This window comes from Sphingobacterium composti (assembly GCF_009829075.1).
In the GTDB taxonomy this organism is placed as follows: domain Bacteria; phylum Bacteroidota; class Bacteroidia; order Sphingobacteriales; family Sphingobacteriaceae; genus Sphingobacterium; species Sphingobacterium composti.
The window spans coordinates 33,436-55,779 of sequence record NZ_WUQZ01000006.1 but is presented as its reverse complement, the minus strand read 5'-3'; the positions used below and the strand labels follow the sequence as shown (position 1 = coordinate 55,779).

15 protein-coding genes and 2 tRNA genes are annotated in these 22,344 nt (G+C 35.3%); 9 read left to right on the top strand and 8 right to left on the bottom strand.

Annotated features, from left to right (window positions below):
* Positions 1–3: 3 nt before the first annotated feature.
* Complete coding sequence (locus GOQ17_RS05935; protein ID WP_159636226.1) at positions 4–2,424, bottom strand: alpha-ketoacid dehydrogenase subunit alpha/beta; 2,421 nt, start codon at positions 2,422–2,424, stop codon at positions 4–6.
* Between the two features lie 132 nt (positions 2,425–2,556).
* Here GOQ17_RS05935 and GOQ17_RS05930 point away from each other — a divergent pair, with 132 nt between their 5' ends.
* The 3 genes from GOQ17_RS05930 to GOQ17_RS05920 are packed head-to-tail and all read left to right on the top strand — an operon-like array spanning position 2,557 to position 4,549.
* A complete protein-coding gene (locus GOQ17_RS05930; RefSeq protein WP_159636223.1) occupies positions 2,557–3,288 on the top strand; it encodes a hypothetical protein in 732 nt (243 codons plus the stop codon).
* Positions 3,289–3,292: 4 nt separating this feature from the next.
* Positions 3,293–4,081: a 3-keto-disaccharide hydrolase gene (locus tag GOQ17_RS05925; protein ID WP_159636220.1), complete on the top strand. Its 789-nt coding sequence runs from the start codon at positions 3,293–3,295 to the stop codon at positions 4,079–4,081.
* A gap of 15 nt (positions 4,082–4,096) precedes the next feature.
* On the top strand, positions 4,097–4,549 hold the full coding sequence (locus tag GOQ17_RS05920; RefSeq protein WP_159636217.1) for an NUDIX domain-containing protein: 453 nt from the start codon (positions 4,097–4,099) through the stop codon (positions 4,547–4,549).
* 352 nt (positions 4,550–4,901) lie between these two features.
* On the opposite strand, the gene rlmH is transcribed toward GOQ17_RS05920, so the two are convergent.
* From rlmH to GOQ17_RS05890, 6 genes are all read right to left on the bottom strand, one after another.
* On the bottom strand, positions 4,902–5,375 hold the full coding sequence (rlmH, locus tag GOQ17_RS05915) for a 23S rRNA (pseudouridine(1915)-N(3))-methyltransferase RlmH (protein WP_159636214.1): 474 nt from the start codon (positions 5,373–5,375) through the stop codon (positions 4,902–4,904).
* Positions 5,376–5,476: 101 nt separating this feature from the next.
* Positions 5,477–6,106 carry a Crp/Fnr family transcriptional regulator gene (locus tag GOQ17_RS05910; RefSeq protein ID WP_159636211.1) on the bottom strand — a complete coding sequence of 210 codons (630 nt, stop codon included), beginning with the start codon at positions 6,104–6,106 and terminating at the stop codon, positions 5,477–5,479.
* Between the two features lie 11 nt (positions 6,107–6,117).
* On the bottom strand, positions 6,118–7,482 hold the full coding sequence (locus GOQ17_RS05905; RefSeq protein WP_159636208.1) for an MBL fold metallo-hydrolase: 1,365 nt from the start codon (positions 7,480–7,482) through the stop codon (positions 6,118–6,120).
* A 17-nt stretch (positions 7,483–7,499) separates the two neighbouring features.
* Positions 7,500–8,279 (bottom strand): sulfite exporter TauE/SafE family protein, encoded by a 780-nt coding sequence (locus GOQ17_RS05900; RefSeq protein ID WP_159636205.1) that lies wholly within the window; start codon positions 8,277–8,279, stop codon positions 7,500–7,502.
* A gap of 11 nt (positions 8,280–8,290) precedes the next feature.
* The gene (locus GOQ17_RS05895; RefSeq protein ID WP_236537078.1) at positions 8,291–8,707 is read right to left on the bottom strand and encodes a DUF6691 family protein; all 417 of its coding nucleotides are present in this window, start codon (positions 8,705–8,707) and stop codon (positions 8,291–8,293) included.
* Positions 8,708–9,256: a YeeE/YedE family protein gene (locus GOQ17_RS05890; protein ID WP_159636202.1), complete on the bottom strand. Its 549-nt coding sequence runs from the start codon at positions 9,254–9,256 to the stop codon at positions 8,708–8,710.
* 361 nt (positions 9,257–9,617) lie between these two features.
* On the opposite strand from GOQ17_RS05890, the gene GOQ17_RS05885 reads away from it, so the two are divergent.
* The 4 genes from GOQ17_RS05885 to katG all read left to right on the top strand — a co-directional run bounded on the left by GOQ17_RS05885 (position 9,618) and on the right by katG (position 14,726).
* On the top strand, positions 9,618–11,648 hold the full coding sequence (locus GOQ17_RS05885; protein WP_159636199.1) for a M3 family metallopeptidase: 2,031 nt from the start codon (positions 9,618–9,620) through the stop codon (positions 11,646–11,648).
* Between the two features lie 151 nt (positions 11,649–11,799).
* A tRNA-Gly gene (locus GOQ17_RS05880) sits at positions 11,800–11,875 on the top strand.
* A gap of 5 nt (positions 11,876–11,880) precedes the next feature.
* Positions 11,881–11,965: transfer RNA gene (locus tag GOQ17_RS05875), tRNA-Leu, on the top strand.
* A 478-nt stretch (positions 11,966–12,443) separates the two neighbouring features.
* Positions 12,444–14,726: a catalase/peroxidase HPI gene (gene katG, locus GOQ17_RS05870; RefSeq protein ID WP_159636196.1), complete on the top strand. Its 2,283-nt coding sequence runs from the start codon at positions 12,444–12,446 to the stop codon at positions 14,724–14,726.
* 114 nt (positions 14,727–14,840) lie between these two features.
* Here the strand turns inward: katG and GOQ17_RS05865 are convergent, their stop codons facing one another.
* Complete coding sequence (locus GOQ17_RS05865; protein WP_159636193.1) at positions 14,841–18,164, bottom strand: TonB-dependent receptor; 3,324 nt, start codon at positions 18,162–18,164, stop codon at positions 14,841–14,843.
* Between the two features lie 461 nt (positions 18,165–18,625).
* Here GOQ17_RS05865 and GOQ17_RS05860 point away from each other — a divergent pair, with 461 nt between their 5' ends.
* Complete coding sequence (locus tag GOQ17_RS05860; protein ID WP_201288556.1) at positions 18,626–21,166, top strand: TonB-dependent receptor; 2,541 nt, start codon at positions 18,626–18,628, stop codon at positions 21,164–21,166.
* A 140-nt stretch (positions 21,167–21,306) separates the two neighbouring features.
* A complete protein-coding gene (locus tag GOQ17_RS05855; RefSeq protein ID WP_159636190.1) occupies positions 21,307–22,344 on the top strand; it encodes a UDP-glucose--hexose-1-phosphate uridylyltransferase in 1,038 nt (345 codons plus the stop codon).

The window sequence follows — 22,344 nt, the reverse complement described above, 5'->3', positions numbered from 1 at the left end:
TCTTTATACTAAGTATTTAGGAAATTGTTGTGGATTTACGTCATTCATGATCTCATAAACCGATTCAATAATATCATCTACTGAAGGCTTAGTAAAATAATCCCCATCTGACCCATAAGGTGGACGATGCGCCTTGGCAGAAAGTGTCCTAGGTTTACTATCTAAATGGTAATAACCATCTTGTTTTTCCAGAATTTGCTGCAAAATAAATGCTGAAGCACCACCCGGCATATCTTCATCCACAACCAATATTCTATTTGTTTTACTTAAAGAACTTAAACCAACCTGCGTAAGATCGAATGGCTGTAAACATTGTATATCAACTATTTCTATAGAAATACCCATTTTATCCAATTCCATTGCCGCCTCTTGCACGAGACGTAGAGTGGATCCATAAGAAACAACAGTTACATCCGATCCTTCGCGCAAAACTTCTGCAATACCAATTGGCACAGTAAAATCACCTACATTATTTGGCATTTTTTCTTTCAAACGATAACCGTTTAAACATTCGATGAGTACTGCAGGGTCATCTCCGCGCAAAAGTGTATTGTACATACCAGCTGCTTGAGTCATATTTCGTGGTACACAGATATGTAAACCACGTAATGCACCCAACAAGACTGTCATAGGTGAACCTGAGTGCCATATACCTTCAAGTCTATGTCCTCGCGTACGAATTATTACTGGAGCTTTCTGCTGACCTTTAGTTCTATAACTAAGTGATGCTAAATCATCACTTAAAACCGGCAGTGCATATATAAGATAATCTAAATATTGTATTTCAGCAATAGGCCGCAATCCCCTAACAGCTAATCCAATTCCCTTACCAATAATCGCAGATTCACGAATTCCTGTATCAAATATTCGTAAATCACCAAATTTATCTTGCAAACCAGCAAAACCTTGATTTACATCTCCTATTTTCCCAACATCTTCTCCGAAAGCAACTAATCTTTCATCATTCTTAAAATTTGCTTCAAAGCATGCATTCAGTACTTCTCTACCATCAACAATTGGAGCATCCAAATTATATTGAGGGGGTAACACCTCCACTTGCAATGGAGAAAATGAATTTTCAGAATGAAGCTTGCTATTGTATCTTTCAGCATTAAGCTTTTGCTTTTCTTTATACCAAGATTTCAAATCAACTAGCTCACTTGAGTGTTCAAATCGTAAATCTCTTAACACCTGACGAACTGTGGAATAAATCTCTTGCAAGGAAGGCTCAGTAGCACTTTTAAGTTTATTAAGCGGAAGTTCTACCATTTCATTTTCTATCCGAAATAAATAATGAATGGCTTCATCCATCTCCGATTGTAGTAACTTTCTATAATCTGTCCATGCACGTTTTTGCTCAGAGCGTACATAATCTTTAGCTGAAGATTCAATTTCTTTAAGTTCGTTATCAGCAGCTATACCCGAACTTATAATCCATTGACGCATCTTAAGGTTACAATCGTATTCTTGTTCCCATTTCAATCTTTCCTTGGATTTATAACGCTCATGTGAGCCCGAAGAGCTGTGTCCTTGTGGTTGAGTAAGCTCAGTGACATGTACAAGACATGGAATATGTTTATCCCGAGCAATTTTTGCCGCCCTTTCATAGGTTTCACACAGTCCTGCATAGTCCCAACCCTTCACTTTAAAAATTTCAAACCCGTTAGAATATTGATCACGTTGAAAACCTTTCAGTACTTCAGAAATATCGGATTTTGTAGTTTGGATTTCGTTTGGAACAGAAATACCATAGCCATCATCCCATATAGATATTACTGCAGGAATTTGCTTTACACCAGCGGCATTAATAGTTTCCCAAAACACACCTTCCGAAGTAGACGCATTCCCAACAGTACAGAAAACAACTTCATTACCACCGTTAGAGAAGTATTTTAAATATTCTAATTGCTTATTATTTCTATATAATTTAGATGCCAATCCTAGACCTAATGTACGAGACATCTGTCCACCAGTAGTAGATATATCGGAAAATGAATTTTTCTGTTTTGTTTGGTCTTTCCAAGAACCATTTTCTTCAGTTAATGCTGTCGAAAAATGTGCGACCATCTGTCTTCCCCCAGAAGAAATATCAGCTTCTAATGATGGATTAGCATAGAGTTGTGAAAAAAAGTTATAAATAGTACTAATACCCGATACAAAAGCCCATGTCTGATCTCTATAATAGCCAGATCGCCAATCTCCGTCAAAAAAAACTTTTGACAACGCTATTTGAGCAACCTCTTTACCGTCTCCAAATATGCCGAATTTCGCCTTGCCAGTAAGTACTTCCTTTCTTCCCAATAAACTTACATACCTACTTTGAACAGCAGCTTCATAATCTTTTAATATGATCTCACGAAAATCTTCGTAACTTAACTTTGAAGCAGCTATATCCATTGGTGTATTCAGTTTCGAATCTATCATTAACTTATATTCTTATTCAACAAAAGTAGCAAAATAACTCTTTACAATATAGCCATTAATTTAATATTACAGCTAAAATATAGATAAGAATTATGTACTTTTAAGCGCAACTTAAAGAAATAAAATAAGAATATGAGTATAGCGAATAGTGAGCAAAATCCTGAAATCGGGTTAGGAGATTTAGAAAAGACGGTGATATTGAATTCTTTATTAGAAATACCTTTTCAAGAACGAGATGAGAAATGGGTTGCAGAATTCCTTCAATCTGTAGATCAAGCTAACTTCAAATTAGGTAGCCCAGAAGTGGTTATTGCTAGTGATGGATTTCCATACATACAATTACAAAATGTAAAAACAGACGAAAGTTTTCAAGCATTCGTGATAAACAAACAACTTCCCACGATCTTGTTGCAAGGGTTTGGCATTGTAATCAATCCTCAAAATGAAAGACCAGATTGGATATTTACTTATGGTGATATAGCAAATTATGAGTTGAATGACACTTTTTATTCTGATCAGAGTGTGTTTTCAAATAATAAAGAGCAAATTCTTATTCAAGCTGACGAACAAATACTCGTAGGGGCACCATCAGATGCAATTTTGCCAAAATATCTAAAAAATCAATTACGTGATTTTTTAAAACACGCAGGAATTGAAACTCCAAAAGCAATGATGATCGCACGCAATTACGAAAATGAGCAAGAAGTGAAACAAGACTTAGTCTTCAATTTCACCCCTCCTCAGATTGCTGACGAAAAGAAATTTGAATTTATCTCAAATACTATCGGTTGGTTATTGCCTAGACATTATTCTGTACTGTTTGTAGACGAATCCGCAGTTGAAAAAGGCTTTATTGAAATTTAACACTATGTACTTTAAAGTTTCCTCTGCTCTTATTATCTCCTTGCTATTTATAGGATGTAATCCATCGAAGAATAAAAATGAGGAGTGGAAAAAATTATTTAACGGTAAAGATCTCACAGGCTGGACTGCAAAAATCTATCCGTATGAGGTAGGTCACAACTTTGCAAATACTTTTCGAGTGATAGATAGCGTTATTCAAGTCAACTATGATGGATACGGCGAAAAATACGATGATCGATTTGGTCATCTCTATTATGATATCCCCTATTCGCATTATCACCTAAAATTGGAATATAGATTTTATGGAGATTTATATCCAGGTGCCCCTGATTATACATTACGAAATAGTGGTGTTATGTTTCACTCTCAGGATCCGCGCACTATGCCAGCCAATCAGGATTGGCCTATTTCGGTGGAGATGCAATTTTTAGGAGGTCTTAATGATGGGAAACCAAGACCAACAGGCAATATGTGTTCACCAGGAACACATATTTATTATAATAATGAATTGTTGACTACACATTGTATTAATTCTACATCCAAAACATATGATGGAGATCAATGGGTTAAAGCCGAATTAATTGTACATGGAGACTCATTGGTTGAACATATTATCAATGGAGATACTGTATTGACTTATTCAAAACCACAAATTGGCGGTCCCATAGTAAACAATTATGACCCAAAAATGAAAGTTGACAGGACTGTTTTAAAATCGGGGTTTATAGCATTGCAAAGTGAAGGACAACCCGTAGAATTTAGAAATATATATTTAAAGGATTTATCTAAGTAAAACTAAAAGACAAAAATGTTTCCATTTAACGTAAGAGTATACGGAATACTTATGACAGAGACTAATGAAGTGCTGATAACTGATGAAAGCACGCAAAGTGTCTCTTTCACTAAATTTCCAGGCGGAGGATTAGAATATGGAGAAGGGTTAATAGATGCCCTAAAAAGAGAGTTCATAGAGGAATGTAATTTAAAGGTAGAAGTTACAAGACATATATATACAACAGATTTCTATGAGAAGTCAAGTTTCAATAATAGTCAGATTATTTCGGTCTACTATGAAGTGAAAGCTTTAGAAGATTTAAACATTGAGTTAAAAAAATCTCCATTTGATTTTGATAAAAATTTAGTTGCTGATAAATTAGAAGTTTTCCGATTAGTAAATCTTGAAAAGCTAAAAGAAGAAGATTTAACCTTTAAAACAGACAAAAAAGCTTTAGAAATATTTAAAAAATCACTTAAAAGTTAAAATTTAAACTAATTCTAACTTTTTTCATTAAAATTTTGAAATATTAAAACTTAATTTATTAAATTTATGACATCGATGATTCCTTGAAAATTTCAAACCATCGATGCCCTATTCTCTTTTCATAAGAGATAAATAGTTAGTGTGATTTTAAGGCGATACTCCCAATATCGCCTTATTTTTTTAGTTCAAAATGTAAGCTAGTATTGCGACGATAATTCCACCGATAATAATAATCCATTTAAAACTCTTATTACCTTCATCACTACGAAATTTATAATCTCTTTTATATTTATCTACATCCATGATATCCTCCTATTTTAAATATGTTGCTTAAACGTATTACTTTACATAATCATTCATGATGATACGGCTCACCTTTCATAATCGTAAATGCGCGATAAACTTGTTCAATAAAAAATAGCCTAACCATTTGATGTGAAAAAGTCATCCTTGATAAAGAAACAGATGAATTAGCACGTTGTTTGATATTTTCTGCGAAACCGTATGGACCTCCAATCAAAAATACCATATGCTGTACACTTGAAATCATTTTTTTCTCGATGAAAGACGAAAATTCTATGGATGAATAATTTTTGCCTCGTTCGTCTAATAAAATAATGTAGTCAGTGGGTTGTATATATTTATTAAAAAGTTCTCCCTCTCTCTCTTTCTGCTGAGCTTCCGATAAGTTTTTTACATTTTTTACATCTGGAACAATATTGAGATTGAAATTGATATAATGTTTAAGACGTTTCAAATACTTATCTATCCCATCTTGAATAAACTTATCATCTGTCTTCCCTATACACAAAAGCGTAATCTTCATAAAGTAAAATCGGAATAAATATTAGCATTTAAAAAATAATATGACCAAAGTCACTATTTGAAATAAAATTAAAAAACTATTTATTGTTTTGCAACAATATTTCATATTAAAATCCGTATCTCATTGCGTAGTAATACAATCTTTTCGTCAGATTCTAATTTCTTTAAAACTCTAGAGATTACCACTCGAGATGAATTTAAGTCTGAGGCAATTTCGGAATGTGTAATGGTGAGGATTCTATCATCTTCAAGTTTCATCTTTTGAATCAAATAGTTAAGGACTCTTTCCTCCATGTTAGAAAAAGCCAAACTATCAACCGCTTGAATCATTTCGTCAAGACGCATAGAATAACTTTGTAAAATAAAATTTCGCCAAGATTCATTTTCTGCTAACCATAAACTAAAATAATTATTAGGCACAAATGCTATTTCCGATTGTGAATCTGCTATGACACGTATTGCACTAATACGATTATGTGTACAACAGGTAGCTGTCATTGTACATGTATCTCCACCACTAAGGTAATACAACAACAGCTCACCTTTGTCCACATCCTCGCGCATGACTTTGACCGCTCCACTTAATACAAGAGGAATAAAATGTATAGTTTGGCCTATATCAAGTATAACTTCACCTCGTTGAAACCTTTTATATTTCGCAACTTCCTCTATACTGTCCAAGATATTCGTATCTAAAACGTCACTATATTTACTTCTCAGCAAGTCATGCATATTTTATAAAATTAAACCACTGGATTTCCTTGAGCTAACCAATCCACCATACTACCAGAATAATTTTTCACATTTGTGAATCCTTCTTTTTCTAGATAAGAAGTTGCAATGGTCGCGCGATCTCCCGATTGACATTGAATAATAATCAACTGATCTTTTTCAAAATTAGGCAAATTCTTTGCCAAATGCCCTACGAAATAATGTTTCGATCCTTTGATATGCCCTTTTTTATACTCTATAGCATTACGTACATCCAACAGTATAGAACTGTCATTTTCTAAATGATGTTTTATAAATTCAGCATCTACTATTGATGTATGAATTAATTCATCTCCTATCTCCGTTATGTAGCCTTTAATATTATCCATTCCAATTCGCATTAACTTTCTAGTAATTTCTTCCCTTGCAGATGCATCTGCAACTAGAATTAATGGCTTGTCATAGGTTAACATCCAACCCGCCCAATTTGCTAAGCTATTATTATTTTGAATATTAATCGATTTTGGCAAATGTCCTTTTGCAAATTCAACCTTATTACGTGTATCTACAAGAATTGCACCTTCTGGCATTTCCTCTACAGATAGCGTTGGATGATTGGGAACTTCAGTTAATAAAGGTCTGTCAACTTTATTCAATTTTTTCATCATCGCAAAATAGTATGGAGCTTCAGGCTGATCTCGAAGTAGTTCAGTTTTGAACGATTCAAAATCCTCATATTGTAAAGCCCAATTTCTTATCTTTTCGTAGCCTACTGTGGTACTTGCTACTGCTCCCAAAGCCTTACCACATGCCGATCCAGCACCATGCCCTGGCCATACCTGAATATAATCTGGTAATGCTTTGAATAACTTTAACGATTCAAATAATTGCTGAGCGCCAATATCTTTGGATCCTGTCACACCCGCAGCTTCCTCTAATAAATCAGGTCTACCAACATCACCCACAAAAACAAAATCTCCTGTGAAAAACATAACAGGCTTATCTGTAGCAGGATGATCAGTCAATAAGAATGAGATACTTTCGGGTGTATGTCCTGGTGTATGTAACACCTCAAGAGTTAGATTACCAATAGTAATGATATCTCCATCTTTCAATCCAATATGTGGAAATTCATATTGCCAATCAGCTCCCCCCTCATCGGATAGAAATAATTTGGCTCCCGTTAATTCCACCAATTCCCGACTTCCAGACAAAAAATCTGCATGTATATGTGTCTCAGCGACATGCGTAATAGAGAGATTATTTGCTTTCGCAATTTCTAGATATGTATCCACGTCACGTTTTGGATCAATAACTATTGCTTCTTTTGAAACCTGACAGCCAATCATATAGCTCGCTTGAGCTAAAGTTTTATCATATATTTGTTCGAAAAACATTTCTATATAATTTTAAATTAAATAATACCAAATTCTGTTAATAACACGAAAATTGCCACTGCCATTATACCGAATGAAAAGATACGTTTCAACTTCTTGCCTTCGATTTTATTGCTTAAATAAAAGCCAATAAAAATTCCTACCACAGTCAATAGCGTATATAACAACAACAAATTCCAATCAAATAATTCAATCCTTCGCCAATCACCTAATAGTCCGAGTATGGAATTAATAGCAATTAGCACTAAAGAAGTTGCTACAGCTTTTTTCATACTTAGGTTAAAAAAGTTAGTTAACGCTGGAATAATCAAAAATCCTCCTCCTGCACCGACAATCCCAGTCACACTTCCAACAAAAATACCTTTTATCACAACAGTTAAGAAAGGAAAACTGGTCTGTGGAATACTAATTTCTTGAAACATCGCATATGCGGCGAACAACATTAATATTGCAAAAAGAACCATCAAAACCACTTCTTGGGCAATCGTATATCCAAACAAATTAAATTGATCAGGAATTAATGGAACAACAAATTTCCTCGTCAGAAAAACAGATATCATTGATGGTATACCAAACTTTAAAAGCTTATCAAAGTCAACATCTTTTTTTATGATGCCCTTGACACCTCCTATAATTGATGTTGCTCCAATGGCAAAAAGCGAATATGCGGTTGCTAAGACCGGATCAACTCCAAAAACATAGACGAAGATGGGTACAGTAAGAATTGAACCACCGCTACCGACTAAACCAAGGGTTACTCCGACAAAAACCGCTAATAAAATACCAAAAACAAACATTTAAAAAACAATTAGTGAGGCAAATACTTACGAATAACCCCATAAAAATACGTTCCAGCTAGCGCGCCAATGATGACTATAATAATCGAAAACACACCTGACCCCAAAAGAGCGAATATTGGGCCTGGACATGCTCCAACTAATGCCCACCCTAATCCAAAAAACACACCACCGATAAGGTATCGCGGAATTGATTTTGCTTTAGGTTGAATTACAATTTGCTCCCCATCTACATCTTTAGAATGACTTCTTTTGAAATATTGTACACCAATCACCCCAACCGCCAATGCTGAACCTATAAATCCATACATATGGAATGATTGGAAATTGAACATCTCAAAAATTCTAAACCAAGATGCAGCCTCAGCTTTATACATTACTATACCGAATGCTACACCTAGTAGCATAAAAATTAACTTTCTCATCATTTAAAATATTAAAGGGAATAAAACATGAACCATCAAAAGTCCCCCAATAAAGAACCCAATCACAGCTACCAATGAAGGCCATTGCAAATCACTCAAACCAGAAATAGCATGACCAGAAGTACATCCTCCTGCGTAGCGCGTTCCGAAACCGATAAATAATCCTCCCACTAAAAGGATCAAAATATTCTTAGGTGTCAGATCAAGGAACAATTCTGTAGGTAAATAAGCTTTTCCAGCACTTTCAAATCCATAAGCCTGAAGTTCAGCTATCGATTGATCTGAAATTGAAGCTACTTGATTATCCGATAAGAGATTAGCTGCTACAAAACCTCCAATTATTGTTCCGACTAAGAATAACAAATTCCATCGTTGTGACTTCCAATTAAAGTCAAAAAAATCACAACTCTTTCCTGCTCCCAATGCTGAGCACATTGTTCTGAAATTTGAAGAAAAACCAAAAGCTTTCCCCAATTTTATCAGAATTAACATAATAATCGCGACCAACGGTCCTCCTACGTACCAAGGCCATGTTCCAAGTATCATTTCCATGTTTTTATTTCATTTTATACCACAAAAGTATGCTCTCCAAATTATATAGTTTGTAACCTAGGTTACCTAAAGCCAAAAATCTTCATAATTATTTTCCCACACATAACGAATTTACATATAACAAAACTAATTTTAGTATATTAAATGATTGTCAGAAAAATATTCAAAAATAGCATTAACATGCAATATAAATAATAGAATTACACCCAGATATCTATAAAATAAAATCTACTAAAAAGATGGATTTAAAAGATCAAATAAATAAAATCCAATTCGAATTGACTTTAAATAATTATTCCCAACATATAAGACTTGACACTAAGTTGAATCAGAATTCCTAAAATATTTATAGCTTTAGCACATGGCAATTTTAACAGAAAAATTTAATACAGTACATGATACTGCTCCTTTCTCGACAATCACCGAAAAGGATTATATTCCTGCATTTGAAGAAGGCATTGCACTCACATTAAAAGAAATAGAAGATATTGTAAACAATCCTGCGGCTCCAACATTCGAAAATACTATTGAAGCACTGGCCTTTTCTGGATTAACATTAGATCGAATTAGTAATCTATTTTTTAATCTTCATTCCGCAGAAACAAATGATGAATTAGAAAAAATCGCGCAAGAAGTAGCCCCAAAACTTTCTGCACTAGGAAATGATATCACGTTAAATACAGATTTATTTACACGAGTGAAAGCAGTTTATGATCAAAAAAATAATCTCAACTTAACACCTGAACAAACAACTTTGTTAGAAAAATCATTTAAGGATTTTGCTCGCAATGGTGCTTTATTAAATGATGAACAAAAGAAAATATTGCGAGATATTGATGCCAAATTATCTGTATTGAAGTTAAAATATGGTGAAAATGTGTTAGCAGATTCTAATGCCTACCAATTGCATATCACGAATGAAAAAGACTTAGCGGGTCTGCCAGAAGGTGTTATCGAAGCAGCCGCATCACTTGCAAAATCAGAAAGCAAAGAAGGTTGGATTTTTACTTTAGATTATCCAAGTTATATACCTTTTATTACTTATGCAGATAATCGTGAGCTGCGCAAAGAAATTACTCTTGCAGCCGGACGCAAGGGTTTTCAACCTAATGACAATAACAATGAAAATAATGTTTTAGAAATAGCAAAACTACGTCATCAACGCGCACAACTTTTAGGTTATAATACACATGCTGATTTTGTACTAGCAGAACGTATGGCCGAATCTCCTGCTAAAGTCCAAGCTTTTCTCCAAGACTTGTTAGCTAAAGCTAAACCAGCAGCGCAAATAGAATTTGAAGAACTTACAGCTTTTGCGAAAAGAAAAGATGATCTAAAACAATTGGAAAAATGGGATGGTTCTTATTATTCAGAAAAACTTAAGCAGGAGAAATTCCAATTGGATGATGAGTTGTTAAAGCCCTATTTCAAGCTAGAAAATGTACTAAATGGTGCATTTGAGATTGCAAAAAGATTATTCAATTTGAATTTTACGGAAGTACAAACTATTGATAAATACCATCCGGATGTGCAAACCTTCGAAGTAAAGGATAAAGAAAATAATCTCGTAGCAGTATTCTATGCAGATTTCTTCCCTCGTAAAGGAAAACGTCAAGGAGCTTGGATGACTTCATTTAAACCTCAATATATTAAAGATGGCATCAATGAAAGACCTCTTGTATCTATCGTATGTAACTTTACTCCACCAACGGATTCTAAGCCTGCTTTATTGACATTCAACGAAGTGACTACTTTATTTCATGAATTTGGACATGCATTGCACGGGATGTTAGCAAATACACAATATCCAAATCTATCAGGTACTTCGGTTTATTGGGATTTCGTAGAATTGCCAAGTCAGATTATGGAAAACTGGTGTTATGAAAAAGAAGCGCTTACACTATTCGCAAAACATTATGAGACAGGTGAAATCATTCCAATGGAATTGGTCGAAAAGATAAAAGAATCTGCTGCATTCTTAGAAGGTATGGCAACTGTTCGTCAATTGAGCTTCGGACTACTTGATATGGGCTGGCATGGCAACGATCCTTCAGCCATATCCAATGTCAAAGATTTTGAAAAAGAACAATTCGCCTCTACGCAATTCTATCCAGATGTAGAAGATAACGCGATGAGTACTTCTTTCTCTCATATATTTAATGGTGGATATTCATCTGGATATTACAGCTACAAGTGGGCAGAAGTATTGGATGCTGATGCTTTCGAATATTTCAAAGAGAATGGAATTTTTAATAAGGAAATTGCAGAAAAGTTTAAAGATAATATCCTTTCGCAGGGTGGCACGGAGCACCCAATGATGCTTTATAAGCGATTTAGAGGGCAAGAACCTCAAGTTGATCCGCTATTAAGAAGAGCAGGTTTACTAAAATAAACACTTAAGGATTGCGATTTATTCAGTGTGAGCTAATTTATTTAAATTTATTGTTACTGATAATCAAACAAATGCCTTTTTATACATATAAAAAGGCATTTTATTTTTNGAAGGACGCGATGTTCGGAACAAAATTGAAAGACTTACAAAAGCGAAAATAGCTCAGCTGGTAGAGCACAACCTTGCCAAGGTTGGGGTCGCGAGTTCGAATCTCGTTTTTCGCTCCAGAGTTGCCTAGGTGGTGGAACTGGTAGACACGCAGGACTTAAAATCCTGTTCCTGTTAAAGGAGTGCGGGTTCGATTCCCGCCCTAGGTACGCAAAGCTCGACAATAATGTCGGGCTTTTTTTGTTATTATCAATTAATAATCTTTCTTTTAAAAAATAATTATCCTGATTAACTCAGTAACTCCTTTATTTTCAATCGTTTTGTTTTGATTCTTTTAATCATTGCCCCACCATACAACAATAAAGGTAAATTCATTGGGAATATCCCATATGCATAGAATACACAACTGTAGATTGTCTTTAACTGTTGTCAGATTCTTTAAACCTCACCCTTTCCTTCACTGCTATTATTTTTCAAATCTATAGACTCCCAACTCAATACAACCCTTACTTTACCAACATTTACCTCGCCTTCATATTGGAAACTAAATAAACAAAAACAATAATCATAAATACATCCCATAAGCACAATCTATAATAAATCATTATTAATGATTTCATTAAACCAATCCTTATGGCTAATTTTAAGTAACTGAAGTAATTAAAAACTATAGACAAATATATTCATATGGAAAACAGTTCAAATGACATCAGCAAATGTCCATTTCATAATGGATCAATGCAACAAAACAATGCAGCTGGGCGAGGCACACAAAATAAAGACTGGTGGCCGAATCAATTAAATCTAAACATCCTTAAACAGCATGATTCAAAAACGAATCCTATGGATCCAGATTTTGATTATACCAAAGAGTTTCAATCACTAGATTTTGACGCCCTCAAAGCCGATATTCGAGCATTAATGACTGATTCCCAAGACTGGTGGCCAGCTGACTTTGGTCATTATGGACCGTTATTTATACGTATGGCATGGCATAGTGCAGGCACTTATCGCATCCAAGATGGTCGTGGTGGCGGAGGTGAGGGTCAGCAACGATTTGCTCCATTGAACTCTTGGCCTGATAATGTTTCATTGGATAAGGCGCGTCGCCTTCTATGGCCTATTAAGCAAAAATATGGTCGTAAAATTTCTTGGGCAGATTTAATGATCTTGACCGGAAATGTCGCACTTGAATCGATGGGCTTTAAACCGCTCGGTTTTGGTGCTGGACGTGCGGATGTTTGGGAACCAAATCAAGATGTTTATTGGGGTTCTGAAAAAACATGGTTAGCAGGCGATATTCGCTATGGTAAAGGTGGTTCTTCAGGTGTAGTAAGCGGTGAAAATGACGGAACGATAATAGCCGAAGATACTAATAGCGAAAAACACCAATCTCGTGACTTAGAAAACCCATTGGCAGCAGTCCAAATGGGACTTATATATGTCAACCCAGAAGGCCCTGATGGAAATCCAGATCCTTTAGCCTCTGCTAGAGATATTCGTGATACATTCGCTAGGATGGGGATGGATGATGAAGAAACACTAGCATTGATTGCAGGAGGTCACACTTTTGGAAAAACACATGGTGCAGCATCAGCAGATCACGTAGGCGCAGATCCTGAAGAATCAGATTTAGAGTTACAAGGACTTGGGTGGGCAAATTCATACGGAACGGGAAAAGGCAGCGATACAATAACATCAGGTCTAGAAGTTACTTGGACAAGTAAACCAACAGAGTGGTCAAATTTATTTTTAAGTTATCTTTATGGTTTTGAATGGGAATTAACAAAATCTCCCGCTGGCGCACACCAATGGGTTGCTAAAAATGTTGGTGAAATCATTCCGCATGCACATGACCCAAACAAAAAACTTAGACCTACGATGTTGACATCGGATTTAGCTTTGCGTTTTGACCCGATTTATGAAAAAATTGGACGCCGCTTCTTAGAAAATCCTGATGAGTTTGCGGATACATTTGCAAAAGCTTGGTTCAAATTAACACACCGTGATATGGGACCAAAGTCACGCTATTTAGGCCCGGAAGTTCCTGCTGAAGATTTCATATGGCAAGATCCACTTCCTAAAGCAAATTATGATGCAATAAACGATGCAGATGTTACATCTTTGAAAGCTGAAATTTTAGGCTTAGACTTATCTGTTTCTGAATTAGTATCTACAGCTTGGGCATCAGCTTCGACTTTTCGTGGTTCGGACAAACGTGGTGGTGCTAATGGCGCACGCATACGTCTTGAGCCAATGAAAAATTGGGAAGTTAACAATCCAGTGCAGTTAAGTAAAGTACTAACAGCGCTTGAAGGTTTACAAGCTAAATTCAATCAATCGGGTAAATATGTCTCGTTAGCAGATCTAATAATATTAGGTGGTGCAGTAGGCATTGAAAAAGCTGCAAGAGACGCTGGTCATCACATTACTGTTCCTTTCTTGGCTGGGCGGACCGATGCTACACAAGAACAAACTGATGTGGATGGTTTCAAATGGTTAGAACCTATAGCAGATGGATTCAGAAATTACCGCAAACACAGCAACTTAGCTGTTTCGACTGAAGAATTGTTGATTGACAAAGCCCAGTTGCTGACATTAAATGTACCAGAATTAACCGTTTTATTCGGCGGTCTTCGTGCTATTAATATCAATTACAATGGATCAAATCATGGTATCTTTACTGATCGTCCAGGACAATTAACAAATGATTTCTTCGTAAACCTTCTGGATATGAGCACACAATGGAAAGCAATGGATCATTCTAAAGAAACATACCTTGGTACTGATCGAAAAACTGGTCAAGCAAAATGGACTGGCACTCGTAATGACTTAGTTTTTGGTTCTAATTCAGAGTTGAGATCTATAGCAGAAGTATACGCTTCTGCAGATGCAAGCGAAAAATTTGTTAATGATTTTGTTGCAGCTTGGAACAAAGTTATGAATGCAGATAGATTTGATGTCGCATAACACTCATACTTCTTTATAATGTAAAAGCCCCTTAACATTGCGCTAAGGGGCTTTTACATTTCTAAAAATTACTCTGCAAAATCATCAATTATCTTACTTAGTAAGTCAGATAAATTAGTTGAATTTAAATTTCAAACCAAATTGCATATAATACGTAGAAGATATAGTTTCATTAGGTCGCTGAGCTTCACGAATAATATCTCCATTAGCATTACCCATTCTGAAAGTTGGCTTATCTGTGCCAGTGATATCTAAAGCAGGTCTTCCTGGGTTACTTCCGCTAGGAGCAATACTAACCATATTTTGAGGAATCAAAATACCATTGTTATTGTTCTTATAAATACCCCATGATGAATTGAATAAGTTACCAATGTTAAACACATCCCAGAAAAATTCTAATGAATTGTTACCCTTCGCAATACCACTAAATAATTCTTGTGATAATCGGAAGTCAAATTGGTTTCTCCATGGAGCTACTGCACCATTTCTCTCTGCATATTGACCTTTTCTTGTTTTTAAGTATGGATCCTTATTTACGAAATCAAAGAAAATATCTGATTGTTCCTGAGCAGTATATCCTTCAGCTCTGTAACCACTTGTACCAGGAGCTATATCTACAAAATTTATCTCTGAAGCATCTCTAGGCACATATATTAAATCATTGGTTTGACCATCTCTATTGAAGTCTGTAGTATAATAATATGAGTAGCGACCTTGAGAACCACCAGAGTAGAATAGTGTCATGGACGTTTTTAGATGCTTAACCCATGTATTCTCATATGTAACTGCAGCTACTATACGATGAGGGATAATATTTGTAGTATATCCTAATTCAGCAATGTTTGAATTACCACCAAATTGGTTAGGCAAGCTCCATAGATTAGCAATCTGGTCTCCAGATCCATCTCCATAATTTTTAGCACCACTAGCAGTATATGCTATCATACCAGATATACCTGAAGAAAATGGTTTAGTCAATTGAAATGTTGTTGACCAATAGTGACCACCTTTAACATTATACATTTCAATCGCATTAAAACCTCTATTTTGATTTTGATCTACAGCACCAGAAGATGTAATCCTATTAATATGTCTATCACGAGGAGCATCTGGGAAAATAAATCTATTATCTGCATAACCACCAATATTCATCATGGTAGGTTCAACATAGTTTAAGTTACGTGCTACGACAGCATTTATATCCTTGTTATAGATGGCTTCAAAAGTAGCTTGAATACCCCATGGAAGATTGTAATCAGCAGCTACACTAGATTTCCATGTAGATGGGAATTTCAAATTTTCCGCCATAGCTGAAACTCCTGATGTAGGAATAAATGTGCCAGCCTCTGGTAATGTTGTTGGATAGTGTGCCTTATAATCAGGGCTGAAGTTAGGAGTATTAGCCTTTCCACTGTATGCTTCAGTAGTTTGCAACATACCCGCATCTCCAGATTGCGCTACAATCCACACAAATGGAATTCGTCCTGTGAACACCCCAGTTCCTCCTCTTACAATGAATGAGCGATCGCCATTAACATCATAGTTAAATCCAAAACGAGGAGAGAACATTAATTGCGATTTAGGCAAAGCTCCTGTATTAACTTTAGCTCCATTCAAGAAAGTTAAACTATTTACTAATGGATGGGTTTGAATTTCTGAAACATTTGGATATGTTGGTAATTCAAAACGTACACCCGCAGTTAGCTTCAATTTTGAATTAACCGAGAATTGATCTTGTAAATAAACAGAAAACTGATTAAACTTGAAAGATGGAAAAGCTTGACTTCCGTCCGCAGTCATTGGATAAGTTAAAGCATAATTAGAAGCTTTTTCTCCATTTACAAAATCACTCCAAGAGTCAAAAACATAATAACCTGTTCCGAAGCGTTGAAAACCATTTTTAGTTAATGAAGTCTCATATTGAAAACCACCCAATAAATTATGCTTTCCTAATGTATATTCTCCATCATAATTAAATGTTTTTGTTTCCACATCTCTTAGGTTACCAAAAGTGAAGGGTTCATAACCGAATGTTGTTATTACGGCTGCACCATCTTTAATATCTACTAATGGGAACAAACTACTTTCAGAGCTTCTTGGTTCATTTTGATTAACATAGCTAAAACGTGCTGAGTGACTATACAAACCAATGGATCCTGAATACTCTACAGTAGCAGAATATAAGTTGCTTTCGTTAAAATAGTTTGAATTTGAGAAATGAAGTGCGTTAATACTAGTCCGATTATTGGCACTTGAAAAACTTACATTTGAGTTTGTAGTAGAAGAACTTAAAGTAGCTGGTGATTTACCTTTTACCTGATTATATCTAAAATTAAGTTTATGATTATTTGCTATATTCCAGTCAATTCTAGCGAATAATTTATCACTGTTGCTTTTATTTGAATAACCTTGATAAACTCCGGGATCATAATTATATTTACTAATTAAATGATCTCTCACTGTATTCAGAAATGTTTCTGAAGGTCTAGCAACATAGGAAGCTGAACCAAAAGGATTTGAAGCTGAAGAAGCTATTTTGTTTGGTCCGGGTTCAGTAGTTTTGTTTTGCTCCAAATTAACAAAAAAGAATAATTTATCTTTTACAATTGGACCTCCAAGACTTACACCATATTGTTTCTCGTTTAAATCATTTATATTGGTCATAACATCATTTACACGAGTTCCTTGTTGCTTGTCAGAACGTCCTGTATAAAATGCTGAACCAAAGAATTCATTACGTCCAGAACGCGTAACTGCATTTATAGATGCACCAGTAAAGCCCGATTGACGAACATCAAATGGAGTCACGTTAACAACTATTTGCTCGATGGCATCGATTGAAATAGGTGATCCACCAGCTGGAATATTTTGACCAATACCAAATTGATTGTTAAAATTGGCTCCATCCACCGTAAAGTTATTGGCACGATAATTACCACCGCCGATAGCTGTACCATTAGCCTGTGGCGTTAGTCTCGTCAAATCGTTCACACTACGGGAAATTGATGGAAGATTATCAATTTGAGCACGACCTACTACTGTAGCAGTTCCATTTTTATCACTTTTTCTACGACTACCAGTAATCGTAACTTCATCCAGAGCAGTTGTTGTTTCCCCAAAAGTAGGGTTTAACACAAAAGGTTGTCCTAGTTGTAAATATACATCTTCGAACACCAACTGTTGTTGCCCCACATAACTCACCTCAATCTTGTAAGGTCCTCCTACACGCATGTTAGCAAGATTAAATCTACCCTGCGCATTTGCCGAACTTGAGTAAATTGTTCCAGAAGGTAAATGGATTGCTTTGATGGTCGCTCCTGGAGTAAATTGACCGGAGGTCTCTGTTACAACACCAGTTAAGCTACTGGTAGTAACTTGCGCCTCTACTACTCCATAACTGGCTAGTATCAAGGCGAAAAAGAGTAAATTTTTCTTCATGGTTTTGTTTAGCTAATTGTGATGCAAATTTAAAACTAAGTTTTAACACATCTTAACACTTAACATAAACTTAATGAATATTAATTTCACAAATCAACCTGTATTTAGTAAATAAACAAAATTAACCATGAATAATTTACATTTTGTCTAAAACAACAAACAATCTTTCAAAATTTCTTAATTTATGAGATAAAATATATTTATCACATAATCAACCTAGTAAAAAAAATTACATTAATATGACTATCTAAGATATCACTTAATTTAACCCCTTCAATTCTAAATAACGCAATATTAAAAACAGCGCAAATTAGTTTCCCAAACAACATAATGTGATATCAAATAAATATTTGTCATTATTTAATAAATCTACAATACTACACAAAGTGTTCATTTAACAATATTTTACACTTCATTTTTTTTAGTTACCTTTGCAACCAATTAATATTTATCTCAAAAAGATGAACAAAAAATCTACCCTCTTGTATGCCTCTGTGGCATTCATGCTTTCCAGTAATGTTGCATTAGCCCAACAAGTAATCACTGGTAAAGTAACCGATGGCAAACAGCCTATTGCTGGTGCCACAATTTTGGTCGCAGGAAGTAAAGAAGGCACATCAACAGATGCCAACGGAAACTTCACTTTAACCACTCACCAATCAAATGGCCAACTTCAAATTAAATTTATCGGCCATCAATCACAACAAATTAACTTCTCTTCTACAGCTCCAATTGGTACGGTAATTTTAATTCCTACTGATGAGCAATCTTTGGATGAAGTATTAGTTGTTGGTAAAAATGTGATCGATATTGCTGAAGGTCGTTTGACACCAATTGCGGTTTCAACTATTAGACAGCAAGAGATTGAAGAAAAAGTAGGTGGTCAAGACATTACTGCTACTTTAGTAAACACTCCTTCCGTATATGTGGGTGGTCAAGCAAAGGGTTTTGGTGAGTCTTCAATGACTACGCGTGGTTTCGATCAGTCAAACACTGCATTTTTATTGAATGGACAACCAATTAACGGTATGGATAACGGTCGTGTTTATTGGTCAAACTGGAATGGATTGGCTGATATCTCTTCATTAGTTCAAATCCAACGTGGTCTTGGATCTTCAAAACTTGCAATCTCATCAGTAGGTGGTACTACGAACTTCGTTACGAAATCTACTGAAATGAAAGAAGGTGGTTTTTTCAAACGCAGTGTTGGTAATGATATGTTTCGTAAATCCACATTAGCCTACAATACGGGCTTAATGAAAAATGGCTTTGCAGTATCAGCAATGATTACTGACTGGAGAGGTGATGGTTATATGGAAAAAACTGGCGGTGCTGGTCAAAATTACTTTTTATCAATAGGATACAAAGTAAATGATAACCACAACTTAAATTTGATGGTAACTGGTGCTCCACAATGGCACAACCAAGGTTTCACGGGTAGACTTTCTACTTTCTTGTCTGAAGGCAGAAAGTACAATGACAACATCATGACTATTAACGGTGTTGAGATGAATCCTCGCAAAAACTATTACCACAAGCCAGTAGCTAATTTAAACTGGGATTGGAAAATTTCAGATAAATCTTCATTAGGGACTGTGGTTTATGCATCAATGGCTAGAGGTGGTGGTCAGTCAAGACGTACAGACGCTACATCAGCGAGAGTTCCTTATTTAGCTGCGGATGTTAACAATCACCAATGGTTTGGTATAGTATCTAATTACAACCGCGATTTAACAGAAAACTTGACATTCAATGTTGGTTTTGATTTACGCGATTACGTAGGTGAACATTACAGACAAGTTACTGATTTATTAGGTGCTCCTAACATTACACATAATGGAAATGTTAATATACCAGGAAACACTGTAACATCAAATGTATTTTCAACTAATCCGTGGAAAACATGGGCTGATAAACCAACAGCAGCAGAAGATAGATTAGCATGGGATTACGAACAATCAATCCGTTACGGTGGTTTGTTCGGTCAAATCGAATTTGCTAAAAACGGTTTCACAACATTTTTCCAAGGTTCTGTATCTCACCAACAAAATAGCCGTCATGATGTATTCTTATACAAAATCGGTGAAGGTGAATCAGAAAAAGTTAAAAACTTTGGATATAATGTGAAAGGTGGTGCGAGCTACACTTTAGCGGGTCATACCATATTTGGTAATGCAGGATACTATTCTCGTCAACCATACCAAAACAATATCTTCATGAATTACAAAAATGATGTCAATCCATTTGCTGTAAATGAAGAAATCTTAGGATTGGAATTAGGTTACAAATACAGTTCAAGATATGTTGATGTTGCATTGAATGCATATAAAACTACCTGGGCTAATCGTGTAACTGGTTCTTCATTCATTGCTACTCAAAAAGAAGTAGATAAATATGGTGCAGATAAAGTTCAAATTGATGATATTATCTATAACACCAACTATGGTGTTAAACAAGATCACCAAGGTTTAGAATTAGAATTCCTTACTAGACCATTCTCATTCTTACAATTAAAAGGTTTCGCATCTGTAGGTGACTGGATATATGATGGTGTTTCTAATACTATCGTAAGAAATGAAGATCGCGTGGAATTAGAGGTTCAAAATAGAGATCTTACTGAAATTAAAGTAGGTGATGCAGCACAAACATCTTATGGTGCGGGTCTTAAATTCTTTATCATAAAGGATTTATCAATCGACGGTGATTACAGAAGATATGAAAGATTATATGGTGCATTACCAAGCTCTGCTCCTACTTTAAAGTTACCTAACTATGATTTAGTAGATGCAGGTATATCTTATAAGGTTAAGTTAAGTGACAAGAATGCTATTAGTTTCCGTGTCAATGTCAACAATTTATTAGATAAATTCTACATTTCAGACGCTACATCTAATAATGCAAATAACGCAAATACTGAATACTGGAATGGTATCAACACATCAAATTATGTTTTAGTTGGATGGGGACGTACTTGGAATGGTTCAGTGAAGTTTACATTCTAAAATATCACACACTAAATATTATCTCTTAAAAGGGGTTTCTGGTATCCAGAAGCCCCTTTTTACATTAAAGACAAAAAATATTAATTATTTATTAAAAGAAAAAGTTTTTTGCTAAATTGCCCCACCAATAAACTTATCACATGTTAGACCTTAATCAACCTCACCACCGTATTAACATATTAACGGGTGAAAAAGTGTTAGTATCGCCACATAGAAATAATAGACCTTGGCAAGGTAAAGTGGAGGATGTGCCTGCTGATAATCGTCCGCAGTATGACCCTACATGTTATTTGTGTCCTTCAAACAAAAGAGCAGATGGAACAGAAAACCCAGCATACGAGGACACATATGTATTTACTAATGACTTTTCAGCTATCTTAGAAAACACAGAAAAAGGAGAATACAATAACTCTGACTTATTACAAGCCACTGCAGAAAGAGGTATTTGTAAAGTTATTACCTTCTCTCCTAGACATGATCTTACATTGCCCGAAATGGATGTACAATCCATCTTGAAAGTTGTAGATCTATGGCAAAAAGAATTTAATGATTTATCTCAAAATGAATGGATTAAGTACATACAAATATTCGAGAACAAAGGCGCAATAATGGGGTGTAGCAATCCTCACCCTCATGGACAGATCTGGTCACAAAGCTCATTACCTAATGAAATATTAGTAGAAACAGCTAAACAAAAGGAGTATTTTGAAAAGAATAATATTTCTCTTCTAAAAGCATATCTTGATTTGGAATTGAGTTTGAATGAGCGAATAATTATCAATAATCCCCATTTTGTTGCTTTAGTTCCTTATTGGGCTACATGGCCATTTGAAACCATAATTATAAGTAAGCGTCATACACAACATATTGGGCAATTTACAGCAGAAGAAAAAGACGATTTAGCTAAAACTCTAAAAGAATTAACTATACGATATGACAATATATTCAGTACCTCATTTCCTTATTCTGGTGGTATGCACCAATCTCCAGTAAATGATGGTGACCATTCAGAATGGCATTGGCACATGCATTTCTATCCACCTCTTTTACGCTCAGCTTCCGTAAAAAAATTTATGGTAGGATATGAAATGTTGGGAGGACCACAACGTGATATCACTCCCGAAACAGCAGCAGATATAATCAAAAAACAAAGCACAGTACACTACAAACAAGCATAA

Excerpts from the sequence above, each read along its gene's own strand:
- GOQ17_RS05935 (WP_159636226.1), bottom strand. The coding sequence starts at position 2,424 with ATGATAGATTCGAAACTGAATACACCAATGGATATAGCTGCTTCAAAG.
- GOQ17_RS05930 (WP_159636223.1), top strand. The coding sequence starts at position 2,557 with ATGAGTATAGCGAATAGTGAGCAAAATCCTGAAATCGGGTTAGGAGAT.
- GOQ17_RS05925 (WP_159636220.1), top strand. The coding sequence starts at position 3,293 with ATGTACTTTAAAGTTTCCTCTGCTCTTATTATCTCCTTGCTATTTATA.
- GOQ17_RS05920 (WP_159636217.1), top strand. The coding sequence starts at position 4,097 with ATGTTTCCATTTAACGTAAGAGTATACGGAATACTTATGACAGAGACT.
- rlmH (WP_159636214.1), bottom strand. The coding sequence starts at position 5,375 with ATGAAGATTACGCTTTTGTGTATAGGGAAGACAGATGATAAGTTTATT.
- GOQ17_RS05910 (WP_159636211.1), bottom strand. The coding sequence starts at position 6,106 with ATGCATGACTTGCTGAGAAGTAAATATAGTGACGTTTTAGATACGAAT.
- GOQ17_RS05905 (WP_159636208.1), bottom strand. The coding sequence starts at position 7,482 with ATGTTTTTCGAACAAATATATGATAAAACTTTAGCTCAAGCGAGCTAT.
- GOQ17_RS05900 (WP_159636205.1), bottom strand. The coding sequence starts at position 8,279 with ATGTTTGTTTTTGGTATTTTATTAGCGGTTTTTGTCGGAGTAACCCTT.
- GOQ17_RS05895 (WP_236537078.1), bottom strand. The coding sequence starts at position 8,707 with ATGATGAGAAAGTTAATTTTTATGCTACTAGGTGTAGCATTCGGTATA.
- GOQ17_RS05890 (WP_159636202.1), bottom strand. The coding sequence starts at position 9,256 with ATGGAAATGATACTTGGAACATGGCCTTGGTACGTAGGAGGACCGTTG.
- GOQ17_RS05885 (WP_159636199.1), top strand. The coding sequence starts at position 9,618 with ATGGCAATTTTAACAGAAAAATTTAATACAGTACATGATACTGCTCCT.
- katG (WP_159636196.1), top strand. The coding sequence starts at position 12,444 with ATGGAAAACAGTTCAAATGACATCAGCAAATGTCCATTTCATAATGGA.
- GOQ17_RS05865 (WP_159636193.1), bottom strand. The coding sequence starts at position 18,164 with ATGAAGAAAAATTTACTCTTTTTCGCCTTGATACTAGCCAGTTATGGA.
- GOQ17_RS05860 (WP_201288556.1), top strand. The coding sequence starts at position 18,626 with ATGAACAAAAAATCTACCCTCTTGTATGCCTCTGTGGCATTCATGCTT.
- GOQ17_RS05855 (WP_159636190.1), top strand. The coding sequence starts at position 21,307 with ATGTTAGACCTTAATCAACCTCACCACCGTATTAACATATTAACGGGT.